This is a genomic window from Microcoleus sp. C2D2 (assembly GCF_036702495.1).
Classification (GTDB): domain Bacteria; phylum Cyanobacteriota; class Cyanobacteriia; order Cyanobacteriales; family Microcoleaceae; genus Microcoleus.
Genome location: NZ_JAUBTO010000132.1, coordinates 1 through 23,642 on the forward strand (window position 1 = coordinate 1; position 23,642 = coordinate 23,642).

General features: G+C 46.5%; 22 protein-coding genes. 14 read left to right on the forward strand and 8 right to left on the reverse strand.

The window, feature by feature from the left end; translation table 11 throughout:
• Positions 1-97 precede the first annotated feature (97 nt).
• From QUB61_RS40140 to QUB61_RS40145, 3 genes are all read left to right on the forward strand, one after another.
• Entirely contained in the window at positions 98-247 is a 150-nt protein-coding gene (locus QUB61_RS40140) for an anacyclamide/piricyclamide family prenylated cyclic peptide (RefSeq protein WP_445300346.1), read from the forward strand.
• 536 nt (positions 248-783) lie between these two features.
• Positions 784-930 carry an anacyclamide/piricyclamide family prenylated cyclic peptide gene (locus QUB61_RS30185; protein ID WP_333133731.1) on the forward strand — a complete coding sequence of 49 codons (147 nt, stop codon included), beginning with the start codon at positions 784-786 and terminating at the stop codon, positions 928-930.
• A 535-nt stretch (positions 931-1,465) separates the two neighbouring features.
• A complete protein-coding gene (locus QUB61_RS40145) occupies positions 1,466-1,627 on the forward strand; it encodes an anacyclamide/piricyclamide family prenylated cyclic peptide (RefSeq protein ID WP_445300298.1) in 162 nt (53 codons plus the stop codon).
• 33 nt (positions 1,628-1,660) lie between these two features.
• On the opposite strand, the gene QUB61_RS30190 is transcribed toward QUB61_RS40145, so the two are convergent.
• Complete coding sequence (locus QUB61_RS30190; protein WP_333133732.1) at positions 1,661-2,431, reverse strand: transposase; 771 nt, start codon at positions 2,429-2,431, stop codon at positions 1,661-1,663.
• A 405-nt stretch (positions 2,432-2,836) separates the two neighbouring features.
• Between QUB61_RS30190 and QUB61_RS30195 the strand changes: the two genes are divergently transcribed.
• From QUB61_RS30195 to QUB61_RS30215, 5 genes are all read left to right on the forward strand, one after another.
• Complete coding sequence (locus tag QUB61_RS30195; protein WP_333133733.1) at positions 2,837-5,002, forward strand: PatA/PatG family cyanobactin maturation protease; 2,166 nt, start codon at positions 2,837-2,839, stop codon at positions 5,000-5,002.
• 617 nt (positions 5,003-5,619) lie between these two features.
• Positions 5,620-6,834, forward strand: a complete 1,215-nt coding sequence (locus tag QUB61_RS30200; RefSeq protein WP_333133734.1) for an RNA-guided endonuclease TnpB family protein — start codon at positions 5,620-5,622, stop codon at positions 6,832-6,834.
• A 679-nt stretch (positions 6,835-7,513) separates the two neighbouring features.
• Positions 7,514-8,956, forward strand: a complete 1,443-nt coding sequence (locus QUB61_RS30205; protein ID WP_333133735.1) for a 1-acyl-sn-glycerol-3-phosphate acyltransferase — start codon at positions 7,514-7,516, stop codon at positions 8,954-8,956.
• A 178-nt stretch (positions 8,957-9,134) separates the two neighbouring features.
• Complete coding sequence (locus QUB61_RS30210; protein ID WP_333133736.1) at positions 9,135-10,022, forward strand: histidine kinase dimerization/phospho-acceptor domain-containing protein; 888 nt, start codon at positions 9,135-9,137, stop codon at positions 10,020-10,022.
• Between the two features lie 191 nt (positions 10,023-10,213).
• Positions 10,214-11,677 carry an IctB family putative bicarbonate transporter gene (locus QUB61_RS30215; RefSeq protein ID WP_333133748.1) on the forward strand — a complete coding sequence of 488 codons (1,464 nt, stop codon included), beginning with the start codon at positions 10,214-10,216 and terminating at the stop codon, positions 11,675-11,677.
• A gap of 460 nt (positions 11,678-12,137) precedes the next feature.
• Here QUB61_RS30215 and QUB61_RS30220 read toward each other — a convergent pair whose 3' ends face one another.
• From QUB61_RS30220 to smpB, 3 genes are all read right to left on the reverse strand, one after another.
• Entirely contained in the window at positions 12,138-12,365 is a 228-nt protein-coding gene (locus tag QUB61_RS30220; protein WP_333133737.1) for an Osc7112_2153 family protein, read from the reverse strand.
• The gene (locus QUB61_RS30225) at positions 12,362-13,126 is read right to left on the reverse strand and encodes a tetratricopeptide repeat protein (RefSeq protein ID WP_333133738.1); all 765 of its coding nucleotides are present in this window, start codon (positions 13,124-13,126) and stop codon (positions 12,362-12,364) included. Before QUB61_RS30225 ends, QUB61_RS30220 begins: the two co-directional genes overlap by 4 nt.
• 1,172 nt (positions 13,127-14,298) lie before the next feature.
• On the reverse strand, positions 14,299-14,766 hold the full coding sequence (gene smpB, locus QUB61_RS30230; protein ID WP_006631384.1) for an SsrA-binding protein SmpB: 468 nt from the start codon (positions 14,764-14,766) through the stop codon (positions 14,299-14,301).
• Between the two features lie 127 nt (positions 14,767-14,893).
• Between smpB and xrtO the strand changes: the two genes are divergently transcribed.
• Together xrtO and QUB61_RS30240 are read left to right on the forward strand one after the other, a co-directional pair.
• Positions 14,894-16,480, forward strand: a complete 1,587-nt coding sequence (xrtO, locus tag QUB61_RS30235) for an exosortase O (protein ID WP_333133739.1) — start codon at positions 14,894-14,896, stop codon at positions 16,478-16,480.
• Entirely contained in the window at positions 16,458-19,358 is a 2,901-nt protein-coding gene (locus QUB61_RS30240) for a TIGR02921 family PEP-CTERM protein (protein ID WP_333133740.1), read from the forward strand. Before xrtO ends, QUB61_RS30240 begins: the two co-directional genes overlap by 23 nt.
• A gap of 192 nt (positions 19,359-19,550) precedes the next feature.
• Here QUB61_RS30240 and QUB61_RS30245 read toward each other — a convergent pair whose 3' ends face one another.
• On the reverse strand, positions 19,551-19,853 hold the full coding sequence (locus tag QUB61_RS30245; RefSeq protein ID WP_333133741.1) for a Rieske (2Fe-2S) protein: 303 nt from the start codon (positions 19,851-19,853) through the stop codon (positions 19,551-19,553).
• Between the two features lie 128 nt (positions 19,854-19,981).
• Positions 19,982-20,236, reverse strand: coding sequence for a peptide ABC transporter substrate-binding protein (locus tag QUB61_RS30250; RefSeq protein WP_333133742.1), 255 nt, complete (start codon positions 20,234-20,236; stop codon positions 19,982-19,984).
• 121 nt (positions 20,237-20,357) lie between these two features.
• On the opposite strand from QUB61_RS30250, the gene QUB61_RS30255 reads away from it, so the two are divergent.
• Both QUB61_RS30255 and QUB61_RS30260 read left to right on the forward strand, forming a co-directional pair.
• Entirely contained in the window at positions 20,358-20,600 is a 243-nt protein-coding gene (locus QUB61_RS30255; protein ID WP_333133743.1) for a helix-turn-helix transcriptional regulator, read from the forward strand.
• Between the two features lie 50 nt (positions 20,601-20,650).
• A complete protein-coding gene (locus QUB61_RS30260) occupies positions 20,651-20,893 on the forward strand; it encodes a helix-turn-helix domain-containing protein (protein ID WP_015175929.1) in 243 nt (80 codons plus the stop codon).
• Between the two features lie 173 nt (positions 20,894-21,066).
• On the opposite strand, the gene QUB61_RS30265 is transcribed toward QUB61_RS30260, so the two are convergent.
• A complete protein-coding gene (locus QUB61_RS30265; RefSeq protein WP_333133744.1) occupies positions 21,067-21,303 on the reverse strand; it encodes a helix-turn-helix transcriptional regulator in 237 nt (78 codons plus the stop codon).
• Between the two features lie 129 nt (positions 21,304-21,432).
• Between QUB61_RS30265 and QUB61_RS30270 the strand changes: the two genes are divergently transcribed.
• Both QUB61_RS30270 and QUB61_RS30275 read left to right on the forward strand, forming a co-directional pair.
• Positions 21,433-21,936 carry a DUF4365 domain-containing protein gene (locus QUB61_RS30270; RefSeq protein ID WP_333133745.1) on the forward strand — a complete coding sequence of 168 codons (504 nt, stop codon included), beginning with the start codon at positions 21,433-21,435 and terminating at the stop codon, positions 21,934-21,936.
• Complete coding sequence (locus QUB61_RS30275) at positions 21,933-22,475, forward strand: hypothetical protein (protein WP_333133746.1); 543 nt, start codon at positions 21,933-21,935, stop codon at positions 22,473-22,475. Before QUB61_RS30270 ends, QUB61_RS30275 begins: the two co-directional genes overlap by 4 nt.
• 80 nt (positions 22,476-22,555) lie before the next feature.
• Here the strand turns inward: QUB61_RS30275 and QUB61_RS30280 are convergent, their stop codons facing one another.
• On the reverse strand, positions 22,556-23,224 hold the full coding sequence (locus QUB61_RS30280; RefSeq protein WP_333133747.1) for an HAS-barrel domain-containing protein: 669 nt from the start codon (positions 23,222-23,224) through the stop codon (positions 22,556-22,558).
• Positions 23,225-23,642: the final 418 nt, after the last annotated feature.

Sequence of the window (23,642 nt, forward strand, 5' to 3'; positions counted from 1 at the left end):
GGCGACGCCAAAACCCGACCCCCGGAATCCGGGAGGAATAAGGCGCGAGTCGCCGCTAAGCCGAGCCAAAAAAAAGCGTTAATTCAAGGAGAAACGTATGAAGAAGAAATCTTTGCGGCCCCAAATAGTTGCACCCGTGCAACGCGAAACCACTGCCACTACCACCACCAGCACAGGCGTTGGTTTGGTGGCCTTTTTACATTCGTGGGATCCCTTTCATCCTTTTGCGGGAGAGGACGCGGAGTAATCACGCAAATTCTAGCACTCACCTCAAAAAAAGTCAAAACTCTTTTTCCACCTCACTTGGTGCTCTGTTAGCCTCTCGGAATTGACGCACAACCCTTGTCAGTTCTAGGTTGGACGATACCTGGCACGGGGGTGGGACGGGACAGGATTTGGATTTTTTGGGGTGGGTAGTTGAACCTTTAAAAGTTAGTGCGATCGCTCTTCTATCCCGGACAAATTATTAAAACCTCAATACGGGAATAAAAGGGATCTCGCTTTTTAATTAGTCTGCTTGACACGATCACTTCAATTGATCGCAATTATTTCTTGTGGTTGGGTTGAGCTTTAAACCAGCCTATATTTAATGCAAAAATAACTAAAATCCGCTCCAAAAAATACTCAAAAACTACTTGACTTTTTGAGAGTTAGTGTTAATATTAAAACTAGAAACTCGGTGAGAGTGGCGACGCCAAAACCCGACCCCCCGAGGGAGGAATAAGGCGAAAGGCCACGCTTAGCCGAGCCGCGAAAAAAAAGCCAAAATTCAAGGAGAAACGTATGAAGAAATCTTTGCGGCCCCAACAAACTGCCCCTGTGCAACGCCCGACCACAGCTACTTCTTCAGCAGCAGCAGCGCCAGGGGCATGGGCAAGTTGGAGACAGATTTTTACAGAGCAGCCTTTTGCGGGAGACGACGCGGAGTAATCACTTCAACAGTAGCACTCACCTCAAAAAATGTCAAAACCCAGTTTCTACATCCTTTGGCAGTCTATTGGCAGCGATGAATTGACGCACAACCTGCGTTACTATCTCGCTTTCCGATACCTGGCACGGGGGTGGGACGGGACAGGATTTGGATTTTTTGGGGTGGGTAGTTGAACCTTTAAAAGTTAGTGCGATCGCTCTTCTATCCCGGACAAATTATTAAAACCTCAATACGGGAATAAAAGGGATCTCGCTTTTTAATTAGTCTGCTTGACATTCTCGCTTCAATTGAGCGGGATTATTTCTTGTGGTTGGGTTGAGCTTTAAACCAGCCTATATTTTATGCAAAAAAACCGAAAATCTGTTAATAAAAGTTATCAAAAACAGCTTGACTTTGTGAGAGTTAGTGTTAATAATAGTAGAAACGGGCGTGAGAGTGGCGACGCCAAAACCCGACCCCCGGAATCCGGGAGGAATAAGGCGCGAGTCGCCGCTAAGCCGAGCCAAAAAAAAGCCTTAATTCAAGGAGAAATGTATGAAGAAGAAATCTTTGCGACCCCAAATAGTTGCACCCGTGCAACGCGAAAGCACTGCCACAAGCACCAGCAGATCACCGGGGTTGGTGGCCTTGAGAACAGATACATATTTAGCCCCGCCGGGTATATATTTTCCTTTTGCGGGAGAGGACGCGGAGTAATCACCCAAATTCTAGCACTCACCTCAAAAAAAGTCAAAACTCTTTTTCCACCTCACTTGGTGCTCTGTTCGCCTCTCGGAATTGACGCACAACCCTTGTGAGTTCAAGGTTGGACGATACCTGGCACGGGGGGGGTGAAAAACAGGACTTGGATTTTTTGGGGTGGGTAGTTGAACCTTTACCCTTACCCTCTTGATGAACCCCGCCGAGTAGCTTGCTACCCCAGTGGCACTTGGTTGGGGTTTTGTCCTTGGGTTTGTACTTTTGGCAAAAGCCTTTGTACTTCTTGGCACATTCTTCTAAGCTGTTCCCTAGTCGCAAAAAAGCGGGATGCCATTCAGTTAACCCATCATCGGTTAAGCGTTCGTAACTGCCATAGTTACTGAAGTCGTAGAAGAAACCCTGACGCATTTTCGCAGCTTTGGGATTGCCATGAATGTAGCGCAGGGTATTTAAGGCTCTTTCCCCATCTGATGCAGGAAACCCATCGCAGAAATACCGCCTTTCCCAAAAATGCCCCGTCCGTCTTAACATCCGGTTGAAACACATCGCCGTGTACCAATTTAGAAAGTGCATAATTTTCGGCAAGTCTTCGGGTTGAGCAGGTTCTATTAGATAGTGGACGTGGTTCGACATAATACAAAGGGCGTATAGCTTAAACTTGTATTTATCCAAGGCTTTCTTGATTGCATAGAGAAACACCTCCCGACATTCGATCCGCGATAGCTTAAACTCGCGATTGTTACAGCGAGTGGTGATATGGTAAGAGTATCCGACTCTTAATTTTCTAGGCTGCCTCGGCATGAGTTTCCGGAATAAATTTTAACTACAGTTTCCCATGATTACTTATCTCTGATCATCCTTGAAAAGTGACGAGAAGCTTCACTACATTGGAGGGCATCAGGTGGCGTTTGAAGGTGAACCTTTTTATATCGTTTCCGGTTGCATCCGAATGATAGTTCGGACACGGCAGTGCCGTGTCCCTACCACAATTAATTGTAGGGACACGGCACTGCCGTGTCCTGACTGTGGGTAATATTAATTCCGATGCTACCGGAGTTGATATTACCCCTTAGAAGTCTTCGAGCGTTTAACCGCAGAAACCGAGGGCGGCTTGATTGAATTGTCCTGCAAGGTCAAGAAAGATCGAATATATCCAGTTCGCTAGTTATTTTAAACTTAGAAAACTAGAATTAAATTATCCCTACCATGCCCGACCTCATCACTATTCCCGGCCTTGTCGAACTCTGGACGCACACAAAAGGATCTCGCCGCATCACGGTCGCCGTTCTCGACGGTTCCGCCGACATGGAGCGTGCCTGCTTTCAAGGGTCGAATCTCACCCAAATTAGACCCTACTGGCAAGAAGAACCAGAACCGATCGCACCGGCCGATTTAGCGCAATTTTGGAAAATCGAGGCCCTACAAAAAGAAAAGGCAGACCTCAAAAAAGGCGAAGAAGAAACCGACGCCGAAGAAGAAGCAATAAAAGCAGAAATTGAAGCCCTCAAAGAAACCATCCCCAAACCCATCTTCAAACGCCTCGGCTGCGACTTCCACGCCACCCACATTGCCAGCACCATTTTCGGACAGCACGGTTCCCCCGCCCCCGGCATGGCTCCTGGCTGCACCGGCATCAATATTCCGATCGATATTAGCGGCGAAGGCAGCGAATTTATCTCCCCCCTCAACCTCGCTCGCGCCTTCAACCTGGCAATGGAACAAGGAGCCAACATCATCCACTGTGCCGCTTGCCACCCCACCCAAAGCGGTCTCGCCCACGAAATGATTGCCCGCGCCGTCAAGCAATGTCAAGATAACGGCATCTTAGTTGTCGCACCTGGCGGCAACGACAAAGGCGAGTGCTGGTGCGTCCCCGCCGTGTTGCCGAACGTCCTGACAGTAGGAGCGCTGCGCGATGACGGCCTCCCGTTCAAATTCAGCAACTGGGGCGGCAAGTACCAAGAGCAAGGCATCATGACTTTTGGGGAAAATATCTTAGGGGCGCAACCAGGAACAGACGAGCCGGCGCGACACAAAGGCACGAGTTGCGCGGCTCCGATTATTACTGGCCTTAGTGCTCTGTTAATGAGCTTGCAACTTCAGCGGGGGCAAAAGCCGGATGCAGAAGCTATCCGCGCCGCCATTTTAGAAAGTGCGATTCCCTGCGATCCTGAAGAAGTAGAAGAACCAGAGCGCTGTTTGCACGGAAAACTCAACATTCCCGGTACGGTGAGGTTGCTCACAGGGGAACCGCTCAGGGCTGTTGTCGCCTCAGGCACCAATCGTACAGATTTTGTAGAACCTCTGGCCCAAGTCTTCTCCCTTTCCCCAAGCGGGGCGGCTGCGGCGGAATTGCCCGGACCGTTGAAGGGTGAAGACTCCTTCGCCAGCAAGCAAGAGGGGGTTTTAGCTCAGTCTCAACCCCTGGTTGCTGCCACCACTCTGGAAACCCGTCCCTCAGAAATTGCCGCTATGTCGATCGCTCCTGTCACCCCCAGCCAAGCTGCAAGCACCATCACGGCGAGCATTCCATCAAACATAGTTTATGCCTTGGGAACCGTGGGCTACGACTTCGGCAGCGAAGCGCGGCGCGATACCTTCAAACAACTGATGCCGGCCTATGAAATTGACGGCACCGCAGTCCCAGCTAATCCCTACGATGCTCGCCAGATGGTTGATTATCTGGAACAAAACCCCTCGGAAGGGAAAGCTTTAATTTGGACGCTGAATCTGGAATTAACGCCGATTTACGCGATCGAACCGAAAGGACCTTTTGGGGCGGAGGTGTATGAAGTTCTGCAGTTAATGCTAGCAGGACAGGTGCTTGCCGAAGATAGCGAAGATTTTATTGAGCGGGTGAGTATACCGGGGAGATTGAGCGATCGCACGGTAGAGCTATTTTCTGGGCAAATAGTACCGGTGATTTCTGTTCAAAATACCCGAGGAATGTATGGCTGGCGAGTCAATAGCCTGATCGCGGCAGCTTTGGAAACGGTGCGCGACTCTGACAGCAATACGAGCTCCGAAGCGATCGGGCGTTCTTTAACTAGCTTCCTGCACCGCATTTATTTCGATTTGCGAAATTTGGGGCAAACGGCTCACGATCGCGCCCTGAATTTCGCTGCTACGAACGCCTTCCAAGCTGCCTCCACCTTTGCAGAAGCGGTTGCTAGGGGGATGGAACTCGACAAGATTGAAGTGGAAAAAAGCCCTTTCTGCCGTCTCGATAGCGACTGTTGGGATGTGAAATTGAAGTTTTTTGACCCTGAAAACAGCAGTCGGGCCAAGAAAGTTTTCCGCTTCACTATTGACGTGAGAGATCCCATGCCCGTTACTTTGGGTGAAGTGCGATCGTGGTCTGTGCCGAAGTAAGCTGTCACGCATTTAAATTGCATATTCAGGGCGGGCGAGACGCCCACCCCACAAGACACCGAATTGTTTGTTGACATTCTATTTAAATGCACAACAGCTTAAGCTGGAGGCGTGATTTGAGTTGTGAATTTTCAACGACTTTCAACTCAAAACTCTGGGCGGGTTTTGTACGCAACTGACCTTTTGGCTGCAAAAAATATCGGCTCTTGCCGCCCCTACAAACTCGCCTTCCTCTAGCCTCCAGCCTTCTACTACAGCCATTGTTTAGTCGATCGAATATCCCCTCCCAGATTTGTTTCTTTGTCCGCACAGGGGGTCTATTTTTCAGCTTCTGGGGTGGTAATGGCTCAATGATTTCCCAGTATCAGTCTGTTAAGCTGCGATCGCCGGCATTTTCTTTGTGATTTTAGCTGAAACAGCAGAAGCCTCACACCTACCCTTCGGGAGGTGTTGAGATGAATGCGAGTGAGATGAGGAGTCCCACCCCAACCAAAACCGACTTTTCGACGCTCTTCGGTTGCCCAGGGGTGGGTGACGAGACGAACAAAATCCCTTGCACTAACCAAAGCTTTTTGTTATGCTCTTCTTAGAGCAATTCAAGAAGCAATCTAAGTCTCGTGTTAAAAGCTGTTAAAGTCCGAATCTATCCAACAGAAGCCCAGCAAGTGCATCTTGCTAAGGCTTTCGGTTGTGTGCGTTGGGTCTGGAATCAGTCTTTACACATAATGACTTCGACCTATCAAGAAACTGGGAAGGGCGTTACAGCCATGACCATGAAGAAATCTATACCTCTATGGAAAGCTGAGTTTGAATGGTTGTCAGAGTGTTACTCGCAGTGCCTTCAACAGTCAGTTTTAAATCTAGGCGTAGCTTTTGGGAATTTCTTTGATGGTCGAGCAATGTATCCCACATTCAAAAAACGCCAAGGGAAACAATCTATTCACTACCCTCAAAATGTCAAAGTCTTTGGTCCAAGTGAGATTAAATTCCCTGGTAATTTGGGCACTGTCAGAGCCAAGGTTCATCGAGATATCAACGGGAAAGTCAAGACCGTAACTGTCTCGAAGAACCCTGATGGTAGATACTTTGCTTCGATGCTTGTAGATGATGGTGTTGCTCTGCCAGAGTCCAGTGCTGACGGCGATGTCATTGGGATAGATCTGGGTCTAACCGATTTTGCGGTTACATCGAACGGCTCTAAGTATCAACACCCTAGAGCTACCAAAAAACACGAACGAAATCTTAAACGCAAGCAGAAAAAGCTGGATCGCAAAACTGATAAAACGACTAAAAATCGACGACAGGCGAAGCTGGCTGTTGCCAAGGTTCATTCAAAAATTAAAAGAGTCCGCGAGGATTTTCTACATAAACTATCGCGCAAGATAGTAGACGAAAACCAAGTCATAGTAGTGGAAAATCTGGCAGTAAGAAACATGGTGAAAAACCATTGCCTAGCCAAAGCAATATCTGATGCTGGCTGGGGGATGTTCTGCACTATGCTCAAGTACAAAGCAGAAATGGTGGGCAAGGTTTATCTAGAAATAGGTCGATTCTTTGCATCAACTCATCTTTGCTCAAGTACCTTGAAATCACTGCCAAAGATGGATTTATCTGTGCGTGAATTCGACTGTCCACACTGTGGCAAGCGGCACGATAGAGACATTAACGCCGCGATCAATATCAAAAATGAAGGCTTGCGCGTATTGACGTTGGGAACCAGCGTTATTGCTCCTGAAGGCTATGTAAGACCAAAACAGTATGGGCGCAAGTCTACTACTGTGGAGGCTATGGTTGTTGAAGGGAGAAGCCCACACTCTACCCGCTTCGGGTGAGTGTGTGGTAGTTCACCTCAATCAGATCTCCCAAATGGGTTCTATCTCACTTCTTGCACCATTCTCAAGAACAGGCTTTCCGGCCTGTTCCACAAAGAGTGAATTTTCTCGCTTCACAGGCATCTTGCCTGTTCATAAAAAGCTTATTGAGAATGGTGTAACATCTCAGTTCTATAGGACTTATGCAGAAACGGGGGTTTTTTACCAAAATACGTCGTTGCAGCGACGGCTATAGGGTAAAAAACCTGTTTTTTTTAGTGATTATATAGCAGAAGGAAGAAGGAAGAAGGAAGAAGGAAGAAGGAAGTTCGGCAACGGATTCTGTAACGGATGTAACGGATGTAACGGATGTAACGGATGTAACGGGTGTAACGGATGTCAGGAAGAAGGAAGAAGGAAGAAGCAGTAATAGCAATGGTTTCAGCGATTAAGAATGTCCTAACCGTCTTGGCGGTTGCTATACGTAATATCGTTTCCGGTTCCATGGGAATGATAAAGTCAAGGTTAATAATTCCACATTCCCCAACGGACGACTCCCGACTCCCGACTCCCGACTCCCGACTCCCCATCCCGAACGGTGTTGCCGGAATTGATATAAGTCCTGATAGAGTAGGAAATTAGTAAAAATTTCCAATTCTTACCGCGACCTAGATATCAGAAATTTAAAATCGCCAAATAAATGCCCAATTCAATTAGCCAAGTTCAGCCGCCGCTGGAATTCATACCTCCAGCCTACAACCCGCTAGTGATGCAAGGCTGCCAGCAAATACTCCCCTGGTGGCTGCGATTTCGGACCAAGATCGGCCACATTCAAGCGGAAAACGTCGAAACCCTCGCCGAACTATTCCACCAATTTCAAAATCAGAAAGTTCGCTTCCTGCTAGCCTTCCGCCACCCCAACTCAGACGATCCCTACTGTTTGGGACAACTACTTTGGAAACTCGTTCCCCAGGCGGCACGGGCCAAGGGCATTTCCCTGCAATTCCCGGTACATTCCCACTTTATCTACGATCGCGGCATTCCCCTGTGGGCCGGTGCTGCTGTCGGCTGGCTGTATTCCCAACTCGGCGGCACTCCGATCGTTCGCGGTAAGATCGATCGGGTGGGATTGCGATCGGCCCGCGATTTATTTGTCAACAGCCAATTCCCGATCGCCGCCGCCCCAGAAGGCGCCACCAACGGTCACAATGAAATAGTTAGCCCCCTGGAACCGGGAATTGCTCAAATGGGCTTCTGGTGCGTTGAAGATTTGCTCAAAGCCGGACGCACTGAAAAAGTTTTAATTGTGCCCATCGGCATTCAATACCGCTATGTCGAGCCACCTTGGCAACCCCTAGAAAAACTTTTAACTCAATTAGAAATTGATTGCGGACTGCCACCGGGCGATCGCACCGACATCGCCAATTTAGAAACCGCAAATCCAGATTCCGAAAACCAAAATCACAAATTCCAATATCGGCGCCTGATTCGACTTGGCGACCATTTGCTAGCAGTGATGGAAGAGTTTTACAGCCGTTTTTATCATAAAAAATTACCGCCACAAACATCAATTTTAACATCATTATCGCTCCCAGAAAATACGGCAAACGATTCGGGAAATGAAGTAATGATGGCTCGACTGAAAGCACTGTTAGACGTGGCTTTGCAAGTAGCAGAAGAATATTTCAACTTAAAGGCCAAAGGCAGTGTTATAGACCGCTGCCGCCGTCTGGAACAAGCAGGGTGGGACTATATTTATCGAGAAGATATCAAAAATATTGCAGCACTTTCTCCCTTAGAAAGAGGATTAGCCGATCGCCTCGCTGAAGAAGCAAATCTCCGGATGTGGCACATGAGACTTGTAGAAAGTTTCGTGTCCGTCACTGGCAGGTACGTCGAAGAAAAGCTGACAGCAGAACGTTTGGCAGAAACAACTTTACTGCTGTGGGACGTACTGGCTCGCATCAAAGGGGGAAATCCTTTCGGCCGACCGAAGTTGGGCAAACAGCAGGTACAAATGACCGTGGGCGAACCGATATCAGTAAGCGATCGCTGGGAGGGATATCAAACCAGTCGCAGGTTAGCAGTTGCCGAACTCACTCAAGATTTGCAATCAGCTTTAGAAGCAATGATTAAATCTTAATTAGTCAGATCGGGAAGAGGTTCCAGGAAAGAAGGAAGAGGTTCGAGGGAAGAAGAAATATATATTTTTCTTCACTACCTTTTTCTTTGGTCAACAGCAAACAGATTGTTATAGACTTTGGGAATAGGTCTAAGGAACCGCCAAGGCTCGCTTGACAATGAACCAATAAAAATTACCGATGACTAACAAACCTATCGATTTGTCTACTAACTCAATTAAGGTAAAACTGCTGAATTATTTGGCGCAGGAATTGCTCACACCGCTCACTTCGGTCGTCGGCATGGCAAGCGTGTTGAAACAAGAAATTTATGGCCCCTTAACGAACAAGCAAAAAGAATATATTGACGTGATCCAAGACAGCAGCCGCTCTTTGCGATCGCTAGTTGAAGAAATTTTGGAACTGGCAGAACTAGATGATTCCGCTTTCACCTTGAAGCGAACCGCAATCGATATAGAAACTTTGTGCCAGCAAGTTGTGACAATCTTGTCGCCGGCGGCAAGTAGACGAGAGCAAGAAATTAATTTGTCGATGGGGCCCGGGCCGCGCATCTGGTTGGTCGATAAAGATAAGGTTCAGCAAATGCTGCACCACTTAATTTTTAGCATTATTCAATCGGCTGGAGCAGGCAGCGTGATTCGAGTCCACGTTTCTCGGAAAGAAGACGGTATCAACCTCGGAGTTTGGGTTTTTCATCCTTGGTTGGGAGAAAGTTTGCCCCATGCTAAACTCTACTCCGACTACTTGTTGAAGCTCGGATCGGATAGCGGTTCGCCATCGAACTCCGAAACCGACTCCCTCGGACTCGAACCCCAACTCCCGAGACAGGGTTCGCAGCGATTAACGCTGGCGTTTTCTGAGTTGGCGGCTTTAGTGGCCCAGAATGCCGAGGATACCGCACCGGTGTTAGCTGGTTACGGGGCCAGGGAACGCTTGGGGCTGCTGCTTTGCTGCCAGTTGGTGGAAATTCAAGGCGGTCAACTCTCGATTCAAGGCGCCCCGGAATCTGGATATCGCTACGCGCTCTGGCTGCCCTGCACCAATGCTACGGAGTTGTTGGAAGGATGAAGAAGGAAGAAGGAAGAAGGAAGAAGGAAGAAGGAAGATGGAAGAAGGAAGAAGGAAGAAGGAAGAAGGAAGAAGGAAGAAGGAAGAAAAATCACTCAACTTTTTTCAATTATCAATTCCCGATTCCCAATTCCCAATTACTGATTCCCAATTACCTGTTACCGATTACTAAGTACAAATCTAAAATAGCAATGAATTCAGTTTGGCAACAATTAACTCTGGCAAATTTGCCGCTCTCTCAGTGGCAAAGTAGAAGTTATTTATTAAATTGGGCGATCGGCTCTTTGCGCAGTTGGCGGCAGAGTAGCTGGCTGATGCAGTGGGCAGAACCCTTGGGTTTTGTTTTGCTGGGCTTGACTTTCGGTTTGGCACCGTTTGTGAACAATGCCTTGGTGGGGGTGTTGATGGCGGCTGGCGCTGCATTTTGGGTGCTGCTGACTGTTTCCGACGATCGCGCTCACGCCTTGACGCCGATTCATTTGCTGGTACTGCTGTACTGGGGAATTGCCACCGTCGCCACGGCGATGTCGCCGGTGAAAGTCGCCGCTGCTACTGGTTGGACCAAGCTAACGCTGTATTTGCTGTTTTTTGCGCTGATGGCTCGGATATTGCGATCGCCCCGTTGGCGATCGTGGTTAATTGCCGTATTTTTGAACGTCTCTTTAATTGTCAGTTTCTACGGCGTGCGGCAGTGGATTGACAAAGTGCCGCCCTTAGCTACTTGGAACGATCCGACTTCCACTCAAGCCAATGTCACGCGAGTTTACAGCTTTCTGGGAAATCCTAACTTGCTTGGTTCCTATTTGCTGCCGGCCATTGCATTGAGCGCCGCCGCACTTTTTGTGTGGAAAGGATGGGGAACAAAAGTTTTAGCGCTGACGATGCTGGTGGTGAATTGCGCGTGTTTGCGCTACACGGACAGCCGGGGTGCTTGGATCGGTTTTGTGGCTCTACTTGTGGTATTTTTAGTGCTGCTGTGGTACTGGTACAGCCCTTTGATGCCTCGGTTCTGGCGAACTTGGGCCCTGCCGTTAGGGTTAGGAGGTTTGGCTTGGGCCTTAATTTTGGGAGTGGCTTTAGTGGAGCCCCTGCGCGATCGAGTTTCGAGTATGTTTATCGGCAGAGGTGACAGCAGCAACAATTTTCGGATTAATGTTTGGACCGCGGTGATTGACATGATTCGCGATCGACCAATTCTCGGAATAGGCCCGGGAAACACTGCTTTTAATAAAGTTTATCCGCTTTATATGAAGCCGAGATTCACTGCTTTGAGCGCTTATTCCGTGCTGCTGGAAATTGCGGTGGAAACCGGTTTTATCGGTTTAATGTGTTTCCTGTGGCTGATGACTGTCACCGTCAATCAAGGTTTGTTGCAGATAAAAAATCTGCGGGATTCACAATTTAACATCTCTAATTTAGAGGAAGAATCCCGAAATCCCCAATCTAAAATCCCAAATCTCAAATCGAATCAGGGGTTTTGGTTGATTGCGGCGATCGCAACTTTAGCCGGCATGATGGCCCACGGTTTTGTCGATACAGTTTGGTACCGGCCGGAAGTTAATATGCTTTGGTGGTTGATGGTGGCGATTATTGCTAGTTTTTACAGCAACTCGCACCAGCAGCAGCTAGATTCAGCTTTGACCGAGGGCGAGTAGATAGAATTGCTGGCGGGGTTTTCTCCCCGCCCGGTGAGGATTCCAACAACAGCCGATACAGCAATTATTAATAGTTATACCAGTTCAAACAAAGAATGCAGCTTTATGCAAGCTGCAAACCATTATAGTCTTGAAACACTCACCGCACCCTTCCGTGCGGTGATTCTTGACACTTCATCGAAATCCCCTACCGAAATAGTCTTAGGTTTTCGATGTCCATAAGCGAGTCGTGGCAGTTCCCTATTCCGACGGGAGAGCAACTATCACACAAAGCCGTCCTAAAAGGACGATGTTTTAAACCAACTTTTTTGATAAGTCATTTCCAATTCTTCAATTCTTTAATCTCAAATCTCAAATGCTATAAGGTGCGCACTGCGCACCCTCCATACTACCACATACTACATACCTGTTGCTGTAAAGTGGCGATGGTACACTCTACAAAATTTATTGAAAATAACTCTTATTCTTGGCTCTCCCGAGGCATGATAAATCTCGGACACGCATATTTTCCACCATTTCTATCTCTGCACTGTCGCATCGACTGATTCGATTTGAACAGCATTTCGACTGATTCATTAACTGTGGGTTTAACAGCTGCAGGAGTTGGCAGTGCTTTTGAGGCTTGACTTAGCTCCAGTACCGTTATAATTGCCAGTATGGTTGATGAAAGCAAAACTGTGCGTTTCATTTATTTGTTTTTTCCTCGTTTAATCGTTGACGTGCCATTCCTATCCATATATCCTCATCGAACTCTTGAGAATCCGCAGACTTTAGACAAATTTTCCACTGGGGTAGCGCTTCCTTAGTATTTTTCATCTTTTCTAGGACTTGCGCTTTTAAGCAGTAAGTTGCTGGTCTTTCACTATCAAGTTTAATCGCTGCATCCAGATGTTGCAATGCCTCTGAATATCGACCCTGTTCAAGGCGAGCCCATCCCAAGTTTTTGAGTAAAGAATATTTGACGCGATCGTCCTCAGCTAATTTCAAACCTTGCCACAGCAAGTGAACGGCAGCAGCATAGTTTTTTTGATCGACTATATATAATCGAGCGAGATTGCTGTAAGCAGCAGGCAAACCGAGTTTGGCAGCTTGCAGATATTTTCCTCGGGCGCATTGTAAATCTTGCACTTCTTCGCAAAGCCATCCCAAATTGTAAAGGGCTGTTCGGCTTTTTGGATCTACGGAGAGCGCTAACTCATATGCTTGTTGAGTATTAGCCAATCGATTAGCTTTGTAGTTCTCAAACGCCATATTATTAAAAAATGATGCCAGTTCCGGCAAGCCAATTTTCCAGCCGCCCAAGCCTACGGCTAGAATCAGCAAGAAAGTCCCCCACTTCGATTGGTGATGCTTTTTTGCTGGCTCTTTCATGGCATTGAAAATGTTAGCTAATGGTGTCGTTTTTAGCATATTTAAACTTGAGAGTTGGGCGATATGTTTTTGCCACATTTAATTGCCACCCTAATGGCATCATAATCTTACGAAATGACTCAGGCTTGAGCCCATTTCTCATAAGAGTTTGCAAGTCCACAGCCGAATGCTTGGGTAATGCTCCCACTACCTAGAGGTATTCGAGCATAGGTTAATCATTCCTGAGACTCCACAAGGGATCCGGAAATTTTCAGAAAAAAGGAAGTGGGAAGCAGGAAGAAGGTAGAACTGTCCCAATTATTTAAGTAATAATACTTAGTCAGCGGTCGATCGACAGTATGTGACTGTATTAGGAGATACAGCCTATCCCAGGTTTATGAAGTGCAGCTTTAGACTGAGGCTGGGCCCTTCTTCGTGTCAACAATCGCCTGAAACCCCTGAGACATCTCGTTTTTAACCCAATATCGAGTCCCCTCGCATCCCCCTTCTTAAGCGGGACGAAAGAGCGCTTCCAGTTCCCCCCGGACGCAAAGCAGGGGCCGGGGGACCGAGCCCTAATCGTCAGACAGCAGACCAATACTACGTTTAACTTACATCTGGCACCATTCTCAATAAGCCTTTTCTGGGCAGGATGCCCACCCCACAAGAAAACTCACTCTTTGTGGAACGGTGGAACGGGCATCTTGCCCGTTCTTGAGAATGATGCAAGACATCAGTTTAACGTGTTTGTTGACACCAATAGGCCGATCGCCGTGTCCCTACGGGGATCGATAGGCGGGTGTACTTCATAAACTTGCAATCTGCTGGAAAATGGACTCCGGTGAAATAACTCTAATTAAGTTTGTAGTGACCGCGGAAGCCCTCAAAATTCTCAACGGGAGATATCGAACAATTTTATGATGAGTAATTAACCGAACTCGATTTAAAATAATCAATCACTAATCAGCAATCACCAATCATTAATCATTAATCACTAATGACTCCTGAGTAATAAACATCTCTCTAAATGAAACTCAAACCTTCGAGTAGCACAGGTTTGAGTTTCATTTCCGAAGATATTTAATGACTAATGACTAATGACTAATGACTAAGCTGCTACGTATCTAAATTGAATACAGAGACGGGATCTCCTGCCCGTCCCACAATAATTGTAGAAAAATTGACGGTCAAATTAGATGCACAGCAGCTTAATGACTAATGACTAATGACTAATGACTAATGACTAATGACTAATGACTAATGACTAATGACTAAAATTGCTTCATCGCTCTTTCCATATCCCGCTTGTCTTCGCGTTTCTTCAAATCTTCGCGCTTGTCATACAGTTTTTTCCCTTTACCCAAACCGATATCAAGTTTTACCCAGCCGCCTTTCAAATACATTTTTAACGGCACTAAAGTCAAACCTTTTTCTTCGACTTTACCTATCAATTTACGGATTTCCTGCTTGTGCATCAGCAATTTACGGGTGCGGCGGGGTTCGTGATTAAAATAGTTGCTAGCACTTCTCCAGGGCGAAATGTGAACGTTTATCAGCCACAGTTCACCGTTCCGAACTAAGCCATATCCGTCCCGCAAATTGGCTTTTCCTTCCCGAATTGATTTGACTTCGGTGCCCTTCAACTCGATTCCCACTTGGTATGTCTCTATAATTTCATAGAGATGGCGCGCTTGTCTGTTATCGCTAACAATTTTGTATCCTGGGCTTTTTTCGCTCATTTTTACCTCCGCTAAAATTAATTATTATAACGCTAGCTTCTCTGTAGAGAAAATCGAAGCTTGACAAAACTTAAATAATCGGTCTAGGCATTACCAATTTGGCTGAGCTAAGATGTCACCAACGTGAATGTCAAGCGGTATCATGCAGCGCACCAATATTCCCAATTCTGACCTTCCAGATGCTGTCAGTCCCACCTCTGCGGTTAATTTGGTTTGGCTGGCTCCTTTTTTGCTGGCGCTTGCTTGGTTGTGGGCTAATATCTCGGCTGTTAAGTGGCTGTTATCCTCGTTTGTTGAGATACCCACACTATACAAGATACTAATTGGCTTTCTGATTGTAGCATTAGTAGTGCGATCGATTGGGAACTCCGTTAGCACAGCCCTCGAAGAGGATCGCCCGCCCGGATTTTCGCCAAATTTCGTTTTGAGGCGATATCCGCTGCTGTTGATGTTGGGTGCGGGTATTTGCTCGATCGCCCTTCAGTACATAATTGATATCAAACAAGTTACTGTCCTGCTATTTATCCTCGGAACTTACGGGCTGTGCGGCTTATTGGTGGAGCAGAACTTTTGGCAAAAAAACTTGCCAGTTGCGGGCTTGCTGGCTTGTATTTTACCCTTCAACAGTCAGTTTAATAGCGCATTAGGTTTGCCGGCGCGAGTGCTGACTGCTCAGGTAGTAGAACAGTTGCTCTCAATGCTGCACGTTGCGGCTATTTCTTCTTACGATATTATCGTTTTGGAAAACGGCATCGCTCACGTTGACGTGCCTTGTAGCGGTATTAAAACCCTATTAGTCGGAACGCTATTTTTGCTAGCTGCTACCTGGCTGGAAGGGCGTAAATTGAGTTTAAGATGGCTAGCCGTCGGCGCTGCTAATCTCTTAATGTTAGTGTCGGCTAACGCGGCGCGGGTTGCCGTGTTAGTCCTAGTTTCAGAAGTGTTTAAACAGCCAAAAATAGCAGAAATTATTCACGTTCCTCTGGGAATTGTCGGTTTAATATGTGCTTGTTTTGTGACCTGGCTAATGCTGCAACGAGTACCGAAATTTCAGCACGAAAAAACCAGCGGCATTTCTGCAAAACCCAACTCAGAAATACTCCTAAATCACCCTTTAGCAAAACTAGGAATAATTGCAGCAGTCACAGTTTTGGCAGTCATGGCTCAACTGTCTCATGTAGAAACGTCAAAAATGGCGATCGCACCTTTAAGATGGCCTGAATACATTAAATCAGATTCAATTCCCCTGAATGCTAGCGAACAAAGATTCTTTGGCAACTATCCGGACACGCAAACACAAAAAATCCGATTTGTCGCCGGAAACTTGCGCGGTTCCATGCTCACAGTAGCGAGCACATCCTGGCAAACTTATCACGCCCCCGAGTTGTGTTTTGTAGCCAGCGGAATTCCCGTCAACCGCATAGAAAAAAAACAACTAACTCCTGAAATAACAGCGCGCTGGCTGTCTCTCAAAAACAACCAATTATCAGCAGTATACTGGCTGCAATCTGCACAGTTAACTACAGATAACTTCTTGTCCCGTATCGGCAGCGACCTCACTCAAAAAAATCACAATTGGGTGCTAGTTTCCATTTTATTTGACAGTTCGTTAGAAGCAGAAAATCAGGAAGTAAAAGAGCTTGCTGGTAACGTATACGATACCGTTAAACAAAGCTTACAAGGAGAAATCAATGAAAAGAAAACAGGTATTTGATGTAATTTTTAAAACAATTTTTTTGCTGTGGAATTTGACTTTTTTATCGATTGTTTACTTGGGGATTTTGCCTATTATAGGAGTGCCATTAATTATGGCGACAATCGATGGCCTCATCCCGCTAGAGTTTACTTTGACCATGGCAGCTACGATCGCAGTACCCACGGTATGTACAGTAATAGGAGCTAGGCGTTTTCACAAGCAACCCCTACAGCTAATGCGTTGGTTTTACGGCGTAGAAGCACCGCTATTTTTGCTGTGTTTGCTCCGCTTGTTCCTGCTGCGAGAACTTACCCCAGCTAGTTATCAAATCATCGCTACTATTGCTTTGTGCATTGCAGCATTTTCAGTGGAAATGCTGTACGGATATCTGGGTAAAAGAGAAAATGTTCAAAATATTTCAGATTCTCAAACTTCCCCTAATAAACAGCCTCGTTTTTTCAGGTTAATCGGAGAAAAGCGAAGTGCGTGGCTGCAATTAGGATGTCACAGTTTAATGCTAGTAGTTGGCATTTGGGCGGCAACATTGCTGATGTATTATGCTGTACCTGTGGCCTTGTATACACTTTATGGATTCTTCACTGTAGTCATTGAATTTTTCAAGTTTACATGGGTATCAGCATTTTGGGATATCTTTAGATACGGGGAGTGGATCTGGGGTTTAATTTGGATACCGCTATCCTTTATATTGTTTGGTTTAACCTGTAGCTTGTTCGTTGTCATGCCTTCGCTGTACGGCTTTCTCTACATTCATTCCGGGCGGAAAATATGGCAGAGTTTTGCTGCACAATACGGGAAAAATAAAGCCATAATTGGAAGTTTGGGAGTCATAGCAGCTTGGCTGGCTATTTTCTCCGCTTTGCAGCAGCAGCCGCAAGTTGCAGCATTGAAAATGCTGGCGACTCCCCCCGCAAATGACACGGTTCGCCAAACTTTATTAGCCAAGTCTGATATGATTCGATCGGGCTTAGTCAATGCTTATTTGTACCCTTACCGGTACCTCAGCACTGTGGGAGAAAACAACCACATTTATGGGATATACAAAAATAGTTTGGATTTGCCTGACGGAGCGGCTCAAACTTTGCAGAACAGCTATAATTTTTTAATGTCGCCGTTTTTGTATCAAGGCTCTAGTGCTGATGTAGAAAAAGCCGAAAAACTCTACGGCGAATTCTTCGATACGGAACTGCAAAAAGGCGACACAGAAGCAGTAAAACACGCGGTACAGTCAACATCAAACCGGGAAGAAGCAAAAGCAGGTTTGCTGAATGTCAATCAGGAAAAAGTATGGTTGCAGTCGCAAGAAGTGACAGTCAAAGAAAACGGCGACTGGGCTGACGTTCAACTCTACGAAGTTTACAAAAATCAAACGCCGAACTTGCAAGAAGTATTCTACTACTTTTCGCTGCCGGAAAGCGCCGCAGTTACAGGAGTTTGGCTGGGAGATACTGGCGATTTAAACAAACGTTTTGTATTTACGGTATCGCCTCGCGGTGCAGCCCAACAAGTCTACAATCAACAGGTAGTACAAAGAGTCGATCCGGCTTTGCTAGAACAAATTGGCCCCAAACAATACCGCTTGCGGGCTTTTCCAATCCCGGCTAAACGAGAATTCACCCAAACTAACGGGCCAACGGAAATGCACCTGTGGCTTACCTACAAAGTCATGCGCCAGCCGCAGGGTTGGGCTATGCCTGTTTTGGCTGAAAAACGCAACATTTTTTGGAACCAAAATACTCGCCGCACGATTGCTGGAAAAGAGGTCAAATACAGCGGGAAAGAAGCAAGAGAAACTTGGCTGCCACCCTTTTTGCCCGCCGCCGCACAGCAACCGCTAACAGCGCAGCAGGCGGTTCTACCGGGAGGAAATATCATTTCTGCTAAGCCGCTGGCTGATGCAAATTACTCCCTACCGCAAGGGAAAAAATTTGCCGTCATTCTCGATACTTCCCGCAGCATGGCGGCGGAAAGTAAGGAAGTAAAAGAGACTTTTGAATGGTTGAAAGCTAATGCAGCAGGAAAAAATGCTGTTGATTTGTATGTCGCCACCGCTGCGGGAATGCCACCTAAGTTTGTGGAAGAGGTACGCAATTTCGATGCAGCAAAGGTAACATTTTACGGTACAATCCAGCTCAAAGATATGCTGCAACAGTTTGCACAGTTGCGGGGGGATAAAAGTTACGATACTGTATTTTTGGTGAGCGATCGCCACAGTTACGAATTGTCAGACGATCGCAAACCTAAAGTTTCCATCTCTGCACCGCTGTGGATAGTGCATTTGGGAGGTTTGCCCCCCGGCTACGACGACGCCACTTTAAAGGCAATTCAAGATAGTGGCGGCGGAGTTGCTACGGATATGAAAGAGGCGATGCAGCGAGTAGCGACGACAGCAGCTTCCGGCAAATCTACAGTTAGCGTTGTTGACGGCTATGCTTGGAGTTATGCCAAAAATTCCAAATCACAAAAGGCACTCAAATCTGCGGCTGTTACAGAGCTAAAAGATACCGCAAATGAAGGCTTTAAACCGATAGCTGCACGGCAGTTGATAACGGCGCTTAGCAAGCAGAAAAGTTCAAATCAATTGACGCAACTGGATGCAATGCACGCAGTAGCTAAAAATTTCAAAGTGGTGACGCCTTATTCTTCGATGATTGTGTTAGTTAATGATGCGCAAAGGGAGCAACTCAAACAAGCGGAAGCTAAGAAGGATCGATTTGACAGAGAGGTAGAATCCGGTAAGGAACAGTTGAGCAAGCCGAATAATCCTCTCAATGTTTCGGGGGTTCCTGAACCGGAAGAATGGCTGCTGTTGGCGGTAGGTGCGATCGGACTTTTGGCGGTTTTCCTCCGCCAGCGGCGCGCGAAAATCGTAGGCTAAAAGTTACCCCCCCGAGCGCGGGCGCGGTTGAAAGCGCTCTTTGTCAAACAAAGTCTGCCTCCGCAGGCTAAGAGAGTGAGGGGGTATTTAAGCCGGACTCGATATCAAATATTAATCTACAGTCGTCTTTAGACGACTTTAGCTATGAGACAGGGGTTTCAACCCCTGTCGGACTTAACTAATTACTAATGACTAATTTATCTCGACAAAAACGCGATCGCCCTCAATCTTTACCGGATAAGATTCCAGAGCATGGCTGTGTGCATTCAAACATTTACCCGTATCTAATTTGTACTGATACTTATGAAACGGACAGGTAATGATGCCCCTGCTTACCTTACCCATGTCGATCGGATATTCTAAATGAGTGCAAGCATTGCGGTAACAAGTTACATTCATGCCTTGACGATTCAAAATCACTGAAGTTTGGTCAACGTTTACCTTCAAGACACCCCATTCGGGAACTTGATTTAGCGCTGTTATTTCTAGCCACATAAAATATTTATGCTCCGAAAAAAACCAGATCGGGACTTACGCCTAACCTAATTATGTAGGGTGCGCGTTGCACACCTTACTGCTATCAGTAGCGTGTCAAACCACTTTTTGCGTAAGTCCAGGTTATCTTATTTCAGCCGCAGGTAACGAATGAGAATGCTCATCACTTCACCGGGCTTTTGCGCTTGTTGCAGCGGGCTCCACTCGCTGACAGAGGCAAAACCCAAACAGTAAAGGATATGAATGATGCTCCTCACCGCTTTGGGAGAACCTATCAGCAGGATTTTGACGGGTTCTCGATCGGGTTGTGGAGGCTCTGCGACAGGTACTGTCGCTGTAGCAGTAGCGGTTGCTGGGGGATTGGCAAGGAAGTTTTTCGGCATAAGCGTTTTTTGTGTTCGCAGTGAACGATTGTGTTGCCTATAGGCAACACAATCATTCTATCCTCAATGTTGCCTAGAAGCAACATTTACGAAGAGATCGCCCTCTGAGACAATCTGAGGCATGGGAAAAGCAGGCAAAGCACTCAAGCAGGTGCTGGAAACTTATAACATCAGTCAAAATCGCTTGGCTGTGACAATGGGCGTAGCACGTTCCAACATTCATCGTTGGGTCAATGAAAATAGAGATCCCGTAGCAGAGGCAGTGTTGGACATTCGGAAAGCACTATGGCAAATTAATCCCGATGCAGCAGGGGAGTTCATTCGTTTGTATTTAGATGATTTGGAGGAAAAACTCGAAGAGTAATAATGTCCACAATCTTTACTTAGCTGCGAGCTTCTGAGAACATAGAAGCCATGAGCAAGGCAGGAAAGGCGCTGAAGCAGGTTTTAGAAACCTATGGCATTAGTCAAAATCAATTGGCAGCGACTATGGGCATTGGACGATCGAGCATTAACCGTTGGGTTAACGAGAATCGAGATCCGGCATCTGAAGCGGTTCTAGAGATTCGCAAGGGATTACAGCAAATTAATCCCGATGCAGCAGGGGATTTTATTCGTTTGTATTTAGATGATTTGGAGGAAAAACTCGAAGAGTAATCATAGGGGCGATCGGGCGATCGCCTCCGATGCCAGTTATGCTTAAAATAGACTCAACAAATAGCTGACCATATATAATCTTTCTGGCTTTAAATAAATTCTCACAAACTAATTGGCGATCGCCCTTGAATGCAGCAAGGGCGATCGGTGCGACACTCTCCACACCTGAGAACCTAACCGTTTTCCTCGCCATCTCCCAGGTACAACCTGACGAATTCATCAGCCGCCTGCCGATTGAATGTCTGCAACGCTTGCTTAATCGCAAATACCGCCTCGGCAGATGGGTCTCGTTCTTCGCTCACCCAACGGCTAACGTTTGAGCGATCGATTTCCATCTTTGCCGCCAATTGATATTGACTGATATCGTATGCCTCTAATATTTTTTTGAGGGCTTTTCCTGCTCTTCCCATGCTCCCGATTGTTTCAGAGAGTCACCCTCCTGTAAACGTTGCTGATTGTCATCTAAGGCGCTACACTAAGCTAGGAGCGAGATCCTCCCGTGCCAGTTATGCTTGAGATAGACTAAACAAATAGCGATCGTGGACATTAACCAGCAAAAAGAACAGTTCAGTTATGCGTATATTTATGCAGTTGCTGCCTCGGCTGGCTACTCCTTCCAGATAGCAGCTAGACCGTTAGATTTTGACGGCATCGATATCATTATTGCTGGCGGTATAGGAAGTGGAATTATTCGATATCCCAGACTTGAACTCCAGGTAAAATGCACATCTAGGGATGTGATTGGACAGGAAGCAATTAGATATCCGCTCGAAGTCAAGAACTACAATGACTTGAAAGTAGAAAATATTCAGACTCCCCGACTGTTAATCCTTGTAGTCGTACCCGACAATTTAGACAATTGGCTAATCCAATCTCAACAGGAACTTTGCCTGAAATATTGCGGTTATTGGGTTTCTCTGCGAGGTCAACCCCCAACCCAGAATCAAACCACTGTTACAATTTCCATACCCAGACAGAATATCTTTAATGTACAAGCTCTTACCACCCTCATGCAGCTAATAGAAGCAGGCGAAACCCTATGATAGTCACCGTTCGAGATCCCGAAATTCTCAAAAATCTACAGCCAGAGATCGTGCGTACTTACCTCGAAACGCATTGCTGGCAAGAAGTGCGACAAATTGACGATAAAGCTTCTCTCTGGAATCGCCACAGCGAAACCTCAGAAGAGTTAGAGATTCTGCTACCATTAAAACCCGAATTTTTAGACTTTCCCCGCCGGATGGCTGAAGTTTTACAAACCCTAGAAATTGCTGAAAATCGTTCCCAGCTCGAAATTCTCAGCAATCTCTTGACATCAGCTCCTAACATTACCATTCAAGGCATAGTCACCAACTTGCAAGAAGGAGCAGCCACAGGAAAAGTAACTTTGACAGGCGTTATTGTTGGCAAGCTGCGGCGCATTCAGTTAGAACTAGCAGAACCAGTCTACGAACTGGCAGTCAAAGCTTATCAAGCCAGAATTCCGGTTATTTGTCAAGGCAATTTAGTTAAACAAGGTCGCTCTTTTTTACTGCAAAATACCCATCACTTTACATTAGATTTAGATGCCTGGTTGGAATGAATGCAATGTACTATAATTAAACTAAAGAGCGATGAGTGAATGATTTTTATAAGATGGTTAATGTCTTAATTAGTCAGTTCCTACGGATGAATCTGACTCAAAATCACCCGCAACCGATCGTAATCATCTTTCAACAAAACACTCAAACTCCTCCCCGCTTCCACCAACCAAGTTCGATCGCGCATCCGCAACTGATAAATCTCCCGAATCGCCGCCGCCGTCAGCGCATCCACCGGCGCATTAGCCACCCCCAGCAGCGTCCTCAAAAAATCCAACTGCACCGTAAAATCAATCACCTCATCGGGTTCGCAGCGATAAACCGCCTGGTGAATTTGCGGGGGGCGCGGCGGCAAATACTGATAAATTTTACCCCTTGATGGGCCGTGACCGTTCAACCTTTCCGGCGCAGCCTCAAACCCCACAATCGCCACTCGAAACTCGGTTTTGAGCATCGCAAAAATCTGCGGTTGTTCTTCCCGCAACTCTTCCAGCGACAAACCCAAAGCGCGAGCTCTGTGCACCGAGTCGATCGGGCTAGTCGTAGCGTAATAAACCACGCCGTAAATTTGATTTTTCGACTCTTCATCCTCGGCCTTCACCCAACTCCCAAAAGGAGGCATCACGGGAAAGCTTAAGTCTTCCGGTTCCAAACATTGAGCCAAAAACTCCGAAGTTGCCGTCTCGATTACCTCAGCAATGCGATCGGGATGGCGTTCTTTTGTAGCAAATTGGGGTAAAGGTAAACGCATAGTTTTAGTGATTAGTCATTAGTCATCAGTCATCAGTCATTGGTCATCAGTCATTAGTTTTGTGTTAGTTATCAATGCTATTGGATCGGCGGCATGGACTTGGGTACTTTAGCAATTAAAGGAATTACGAATAACTTCTATATGTAGGGTGCGCCGTGCATACCTTACCCCTATAAGAAGTGCGTCAAATCATTTTTTGCGTCCAGGACTGAATTAGCACTTACCAATTCCTATAGCGATCGACCCACGCGGGTCATAAACCCGGTTTCTTCCTAGACATTTCGCTACTAAATCAAGATTTCCCGCAGAAACCGGGTTTATGAGGCGTAAATCCTGTCCCATTGACATACTCACCGACCTGAAGGTACGGTGATTCTTAAGCCTCGCGACTTAAGTTTCTGCTTCGAAGGCAACTGCC

What these genes read in the sequence shown, in the direction of transcription:
- QUB61_RS30265 (WP_333133744.1), bottom strand. Translation starts at nt 21,303, where the DNA reads ATGGGAAGAGCAGGAAAAGCCCTCAAAAAAATATTAGAGGCATACGAT.
- QUB61_RS30240 (WP_333133740.1), top strand. Translation starts at nt 16,458, where the DNA reads ATGAAAAGAAAACAGGTATTTGATGTAATTTTTAAAACAATTTTTTTG.
- QUB61_RS30205 (WP_333133735.1), top strand. Translation starts at nt 7,514, where the DNA reads ATGCCCAATTCAATTAGCCAAGTTCAGCCGCCGCTGGAATTCATACCT.
- QUB61_RS30245 (WP_333133741.1), bottom strand. Translation starts at nt 19,853, where the DNA reads ATGTGGCTAGAAATAACAGCGCTAAATCAAGTTCCCGAATGGGGTGTC.
- QUB61_RS30190 (WP_333133732.1), bottom strand. Translation starts at nt 2,431, where the DNA reads ATGCCGAGGCAGCCTAGAAAATTAAGAGTCGGATACTCTTACCATATC.
- QUB61_RS30185 (WP_333133731.1), top strand. Translation starts at nt 784, where the DNA reads ATGAAGAAATCTTTGCGGCCCCAACAAACTGCCCCTGTGCAACGCCCG.
- xrtO (WP_333133739.1), top strand. Translation starts at nt 14,894, where the DNA reads ATGTCAAGCGGTATCATGCAGCGCACCAATATTCCCAATTCTGACCTT.
- QUB61_RS30210 (WP_333133736.1), top strand. Translation starts at nt 9,135, where the DNA reads ATGACTAACAAACCTATCGATTTGTCTACTAACTCAATTAAGGTAAAA.
- QUB61_RS30275 (WP_333133746.1), top strand. Translation starts at nt 21,933, where the DNA reads ATGATAGTCACCGTTCGAGATCCCGAAATTCTCAAAAATCTACAGCCA.
- QUB61_RS30260 (WP_015175929.1), top strand. Translation starts at nt 20,651, where the DNA reads ATGAGCAAGGCAGGAAAGGCGCTGAAGCAGGTTTTAGAAACCTATGGC.
- QUB61_RS40140 (WP_445300346.1), top strand. Translation starts at nt 98, where the DNA reads ATGAAGAAGAAATCTTTGCGGCCCCAAATAGTTGCACCCGTGCAACGC.
- QUB61_RS40145 (WP_445300298.1), top strand. Translation starts at nt 1,466, where the DNA reads ATGAAGAAGAAATCTTTGCGACCCCAAATAGTTGCACCCGTGCAACGC.
- QUB61_RS30250 (WP_333133742.1), bottom strand. Translation starts at nt 20,236, where the DNA reads ATGCCGAAAAACTTCCTTGCCAATCCCCCAGCAACCGCTACTGCTACA.
- QUB61_RS30225 (WP_333133738.1), bottom strand. Translation starts at nt 13,126, where the DNA reads ATGTGGCAAAAACATATCGCCCAACTCTCAAGTTTAAATATGCTAAAA.
- QUB61_RS30215 (WP_333133748.1), top strand. Translation starts at nt 10,214, where the DNA reads ATGAATTCAGTTTGGCAACAATTAACTCTGGCAAATTTGCCGCTCTCT.
- QUB61_RS30255 (WP_333133743.1), top strand. Translation starts at nt 20,358, where the DNA reads ATGGGAAAAGCAGGCAAAGCACTCAAGCAGGTGCTGGAAACTTATAAC.
- QUB61_RS30195 (WP_333133733.1), top strand. Translation starts at nt 2,837, where the DNA reads ATGCCCGACCTCATCACTATTCCCGGCCTTGTCGAACTCTGGACGCAC.
- smpB (WP_006631384.1), bottom strand. Translation starts at nt 14,766, where the DNA reads ATGAGCGAAAAAAGCCCAGGATACAAAATTGTTAGCGATAACAGACAA.
- QUB61_RS30280 (WP_333133747.1), bottom strand. Translation starts at nt 23,224, where the DNA reads ATGCGTTTACCTTTACCCCAATTTGCTACAAAAGAACGCCATCCCGAT.
- QUB61_RS30220 (WP_333133737.1), bottom strand. Translation starts at nt 12,365, where the DNA reads ATGAAACGCACAGTTTTGCTTTCATCAACCATACTGGCAATTATAACG.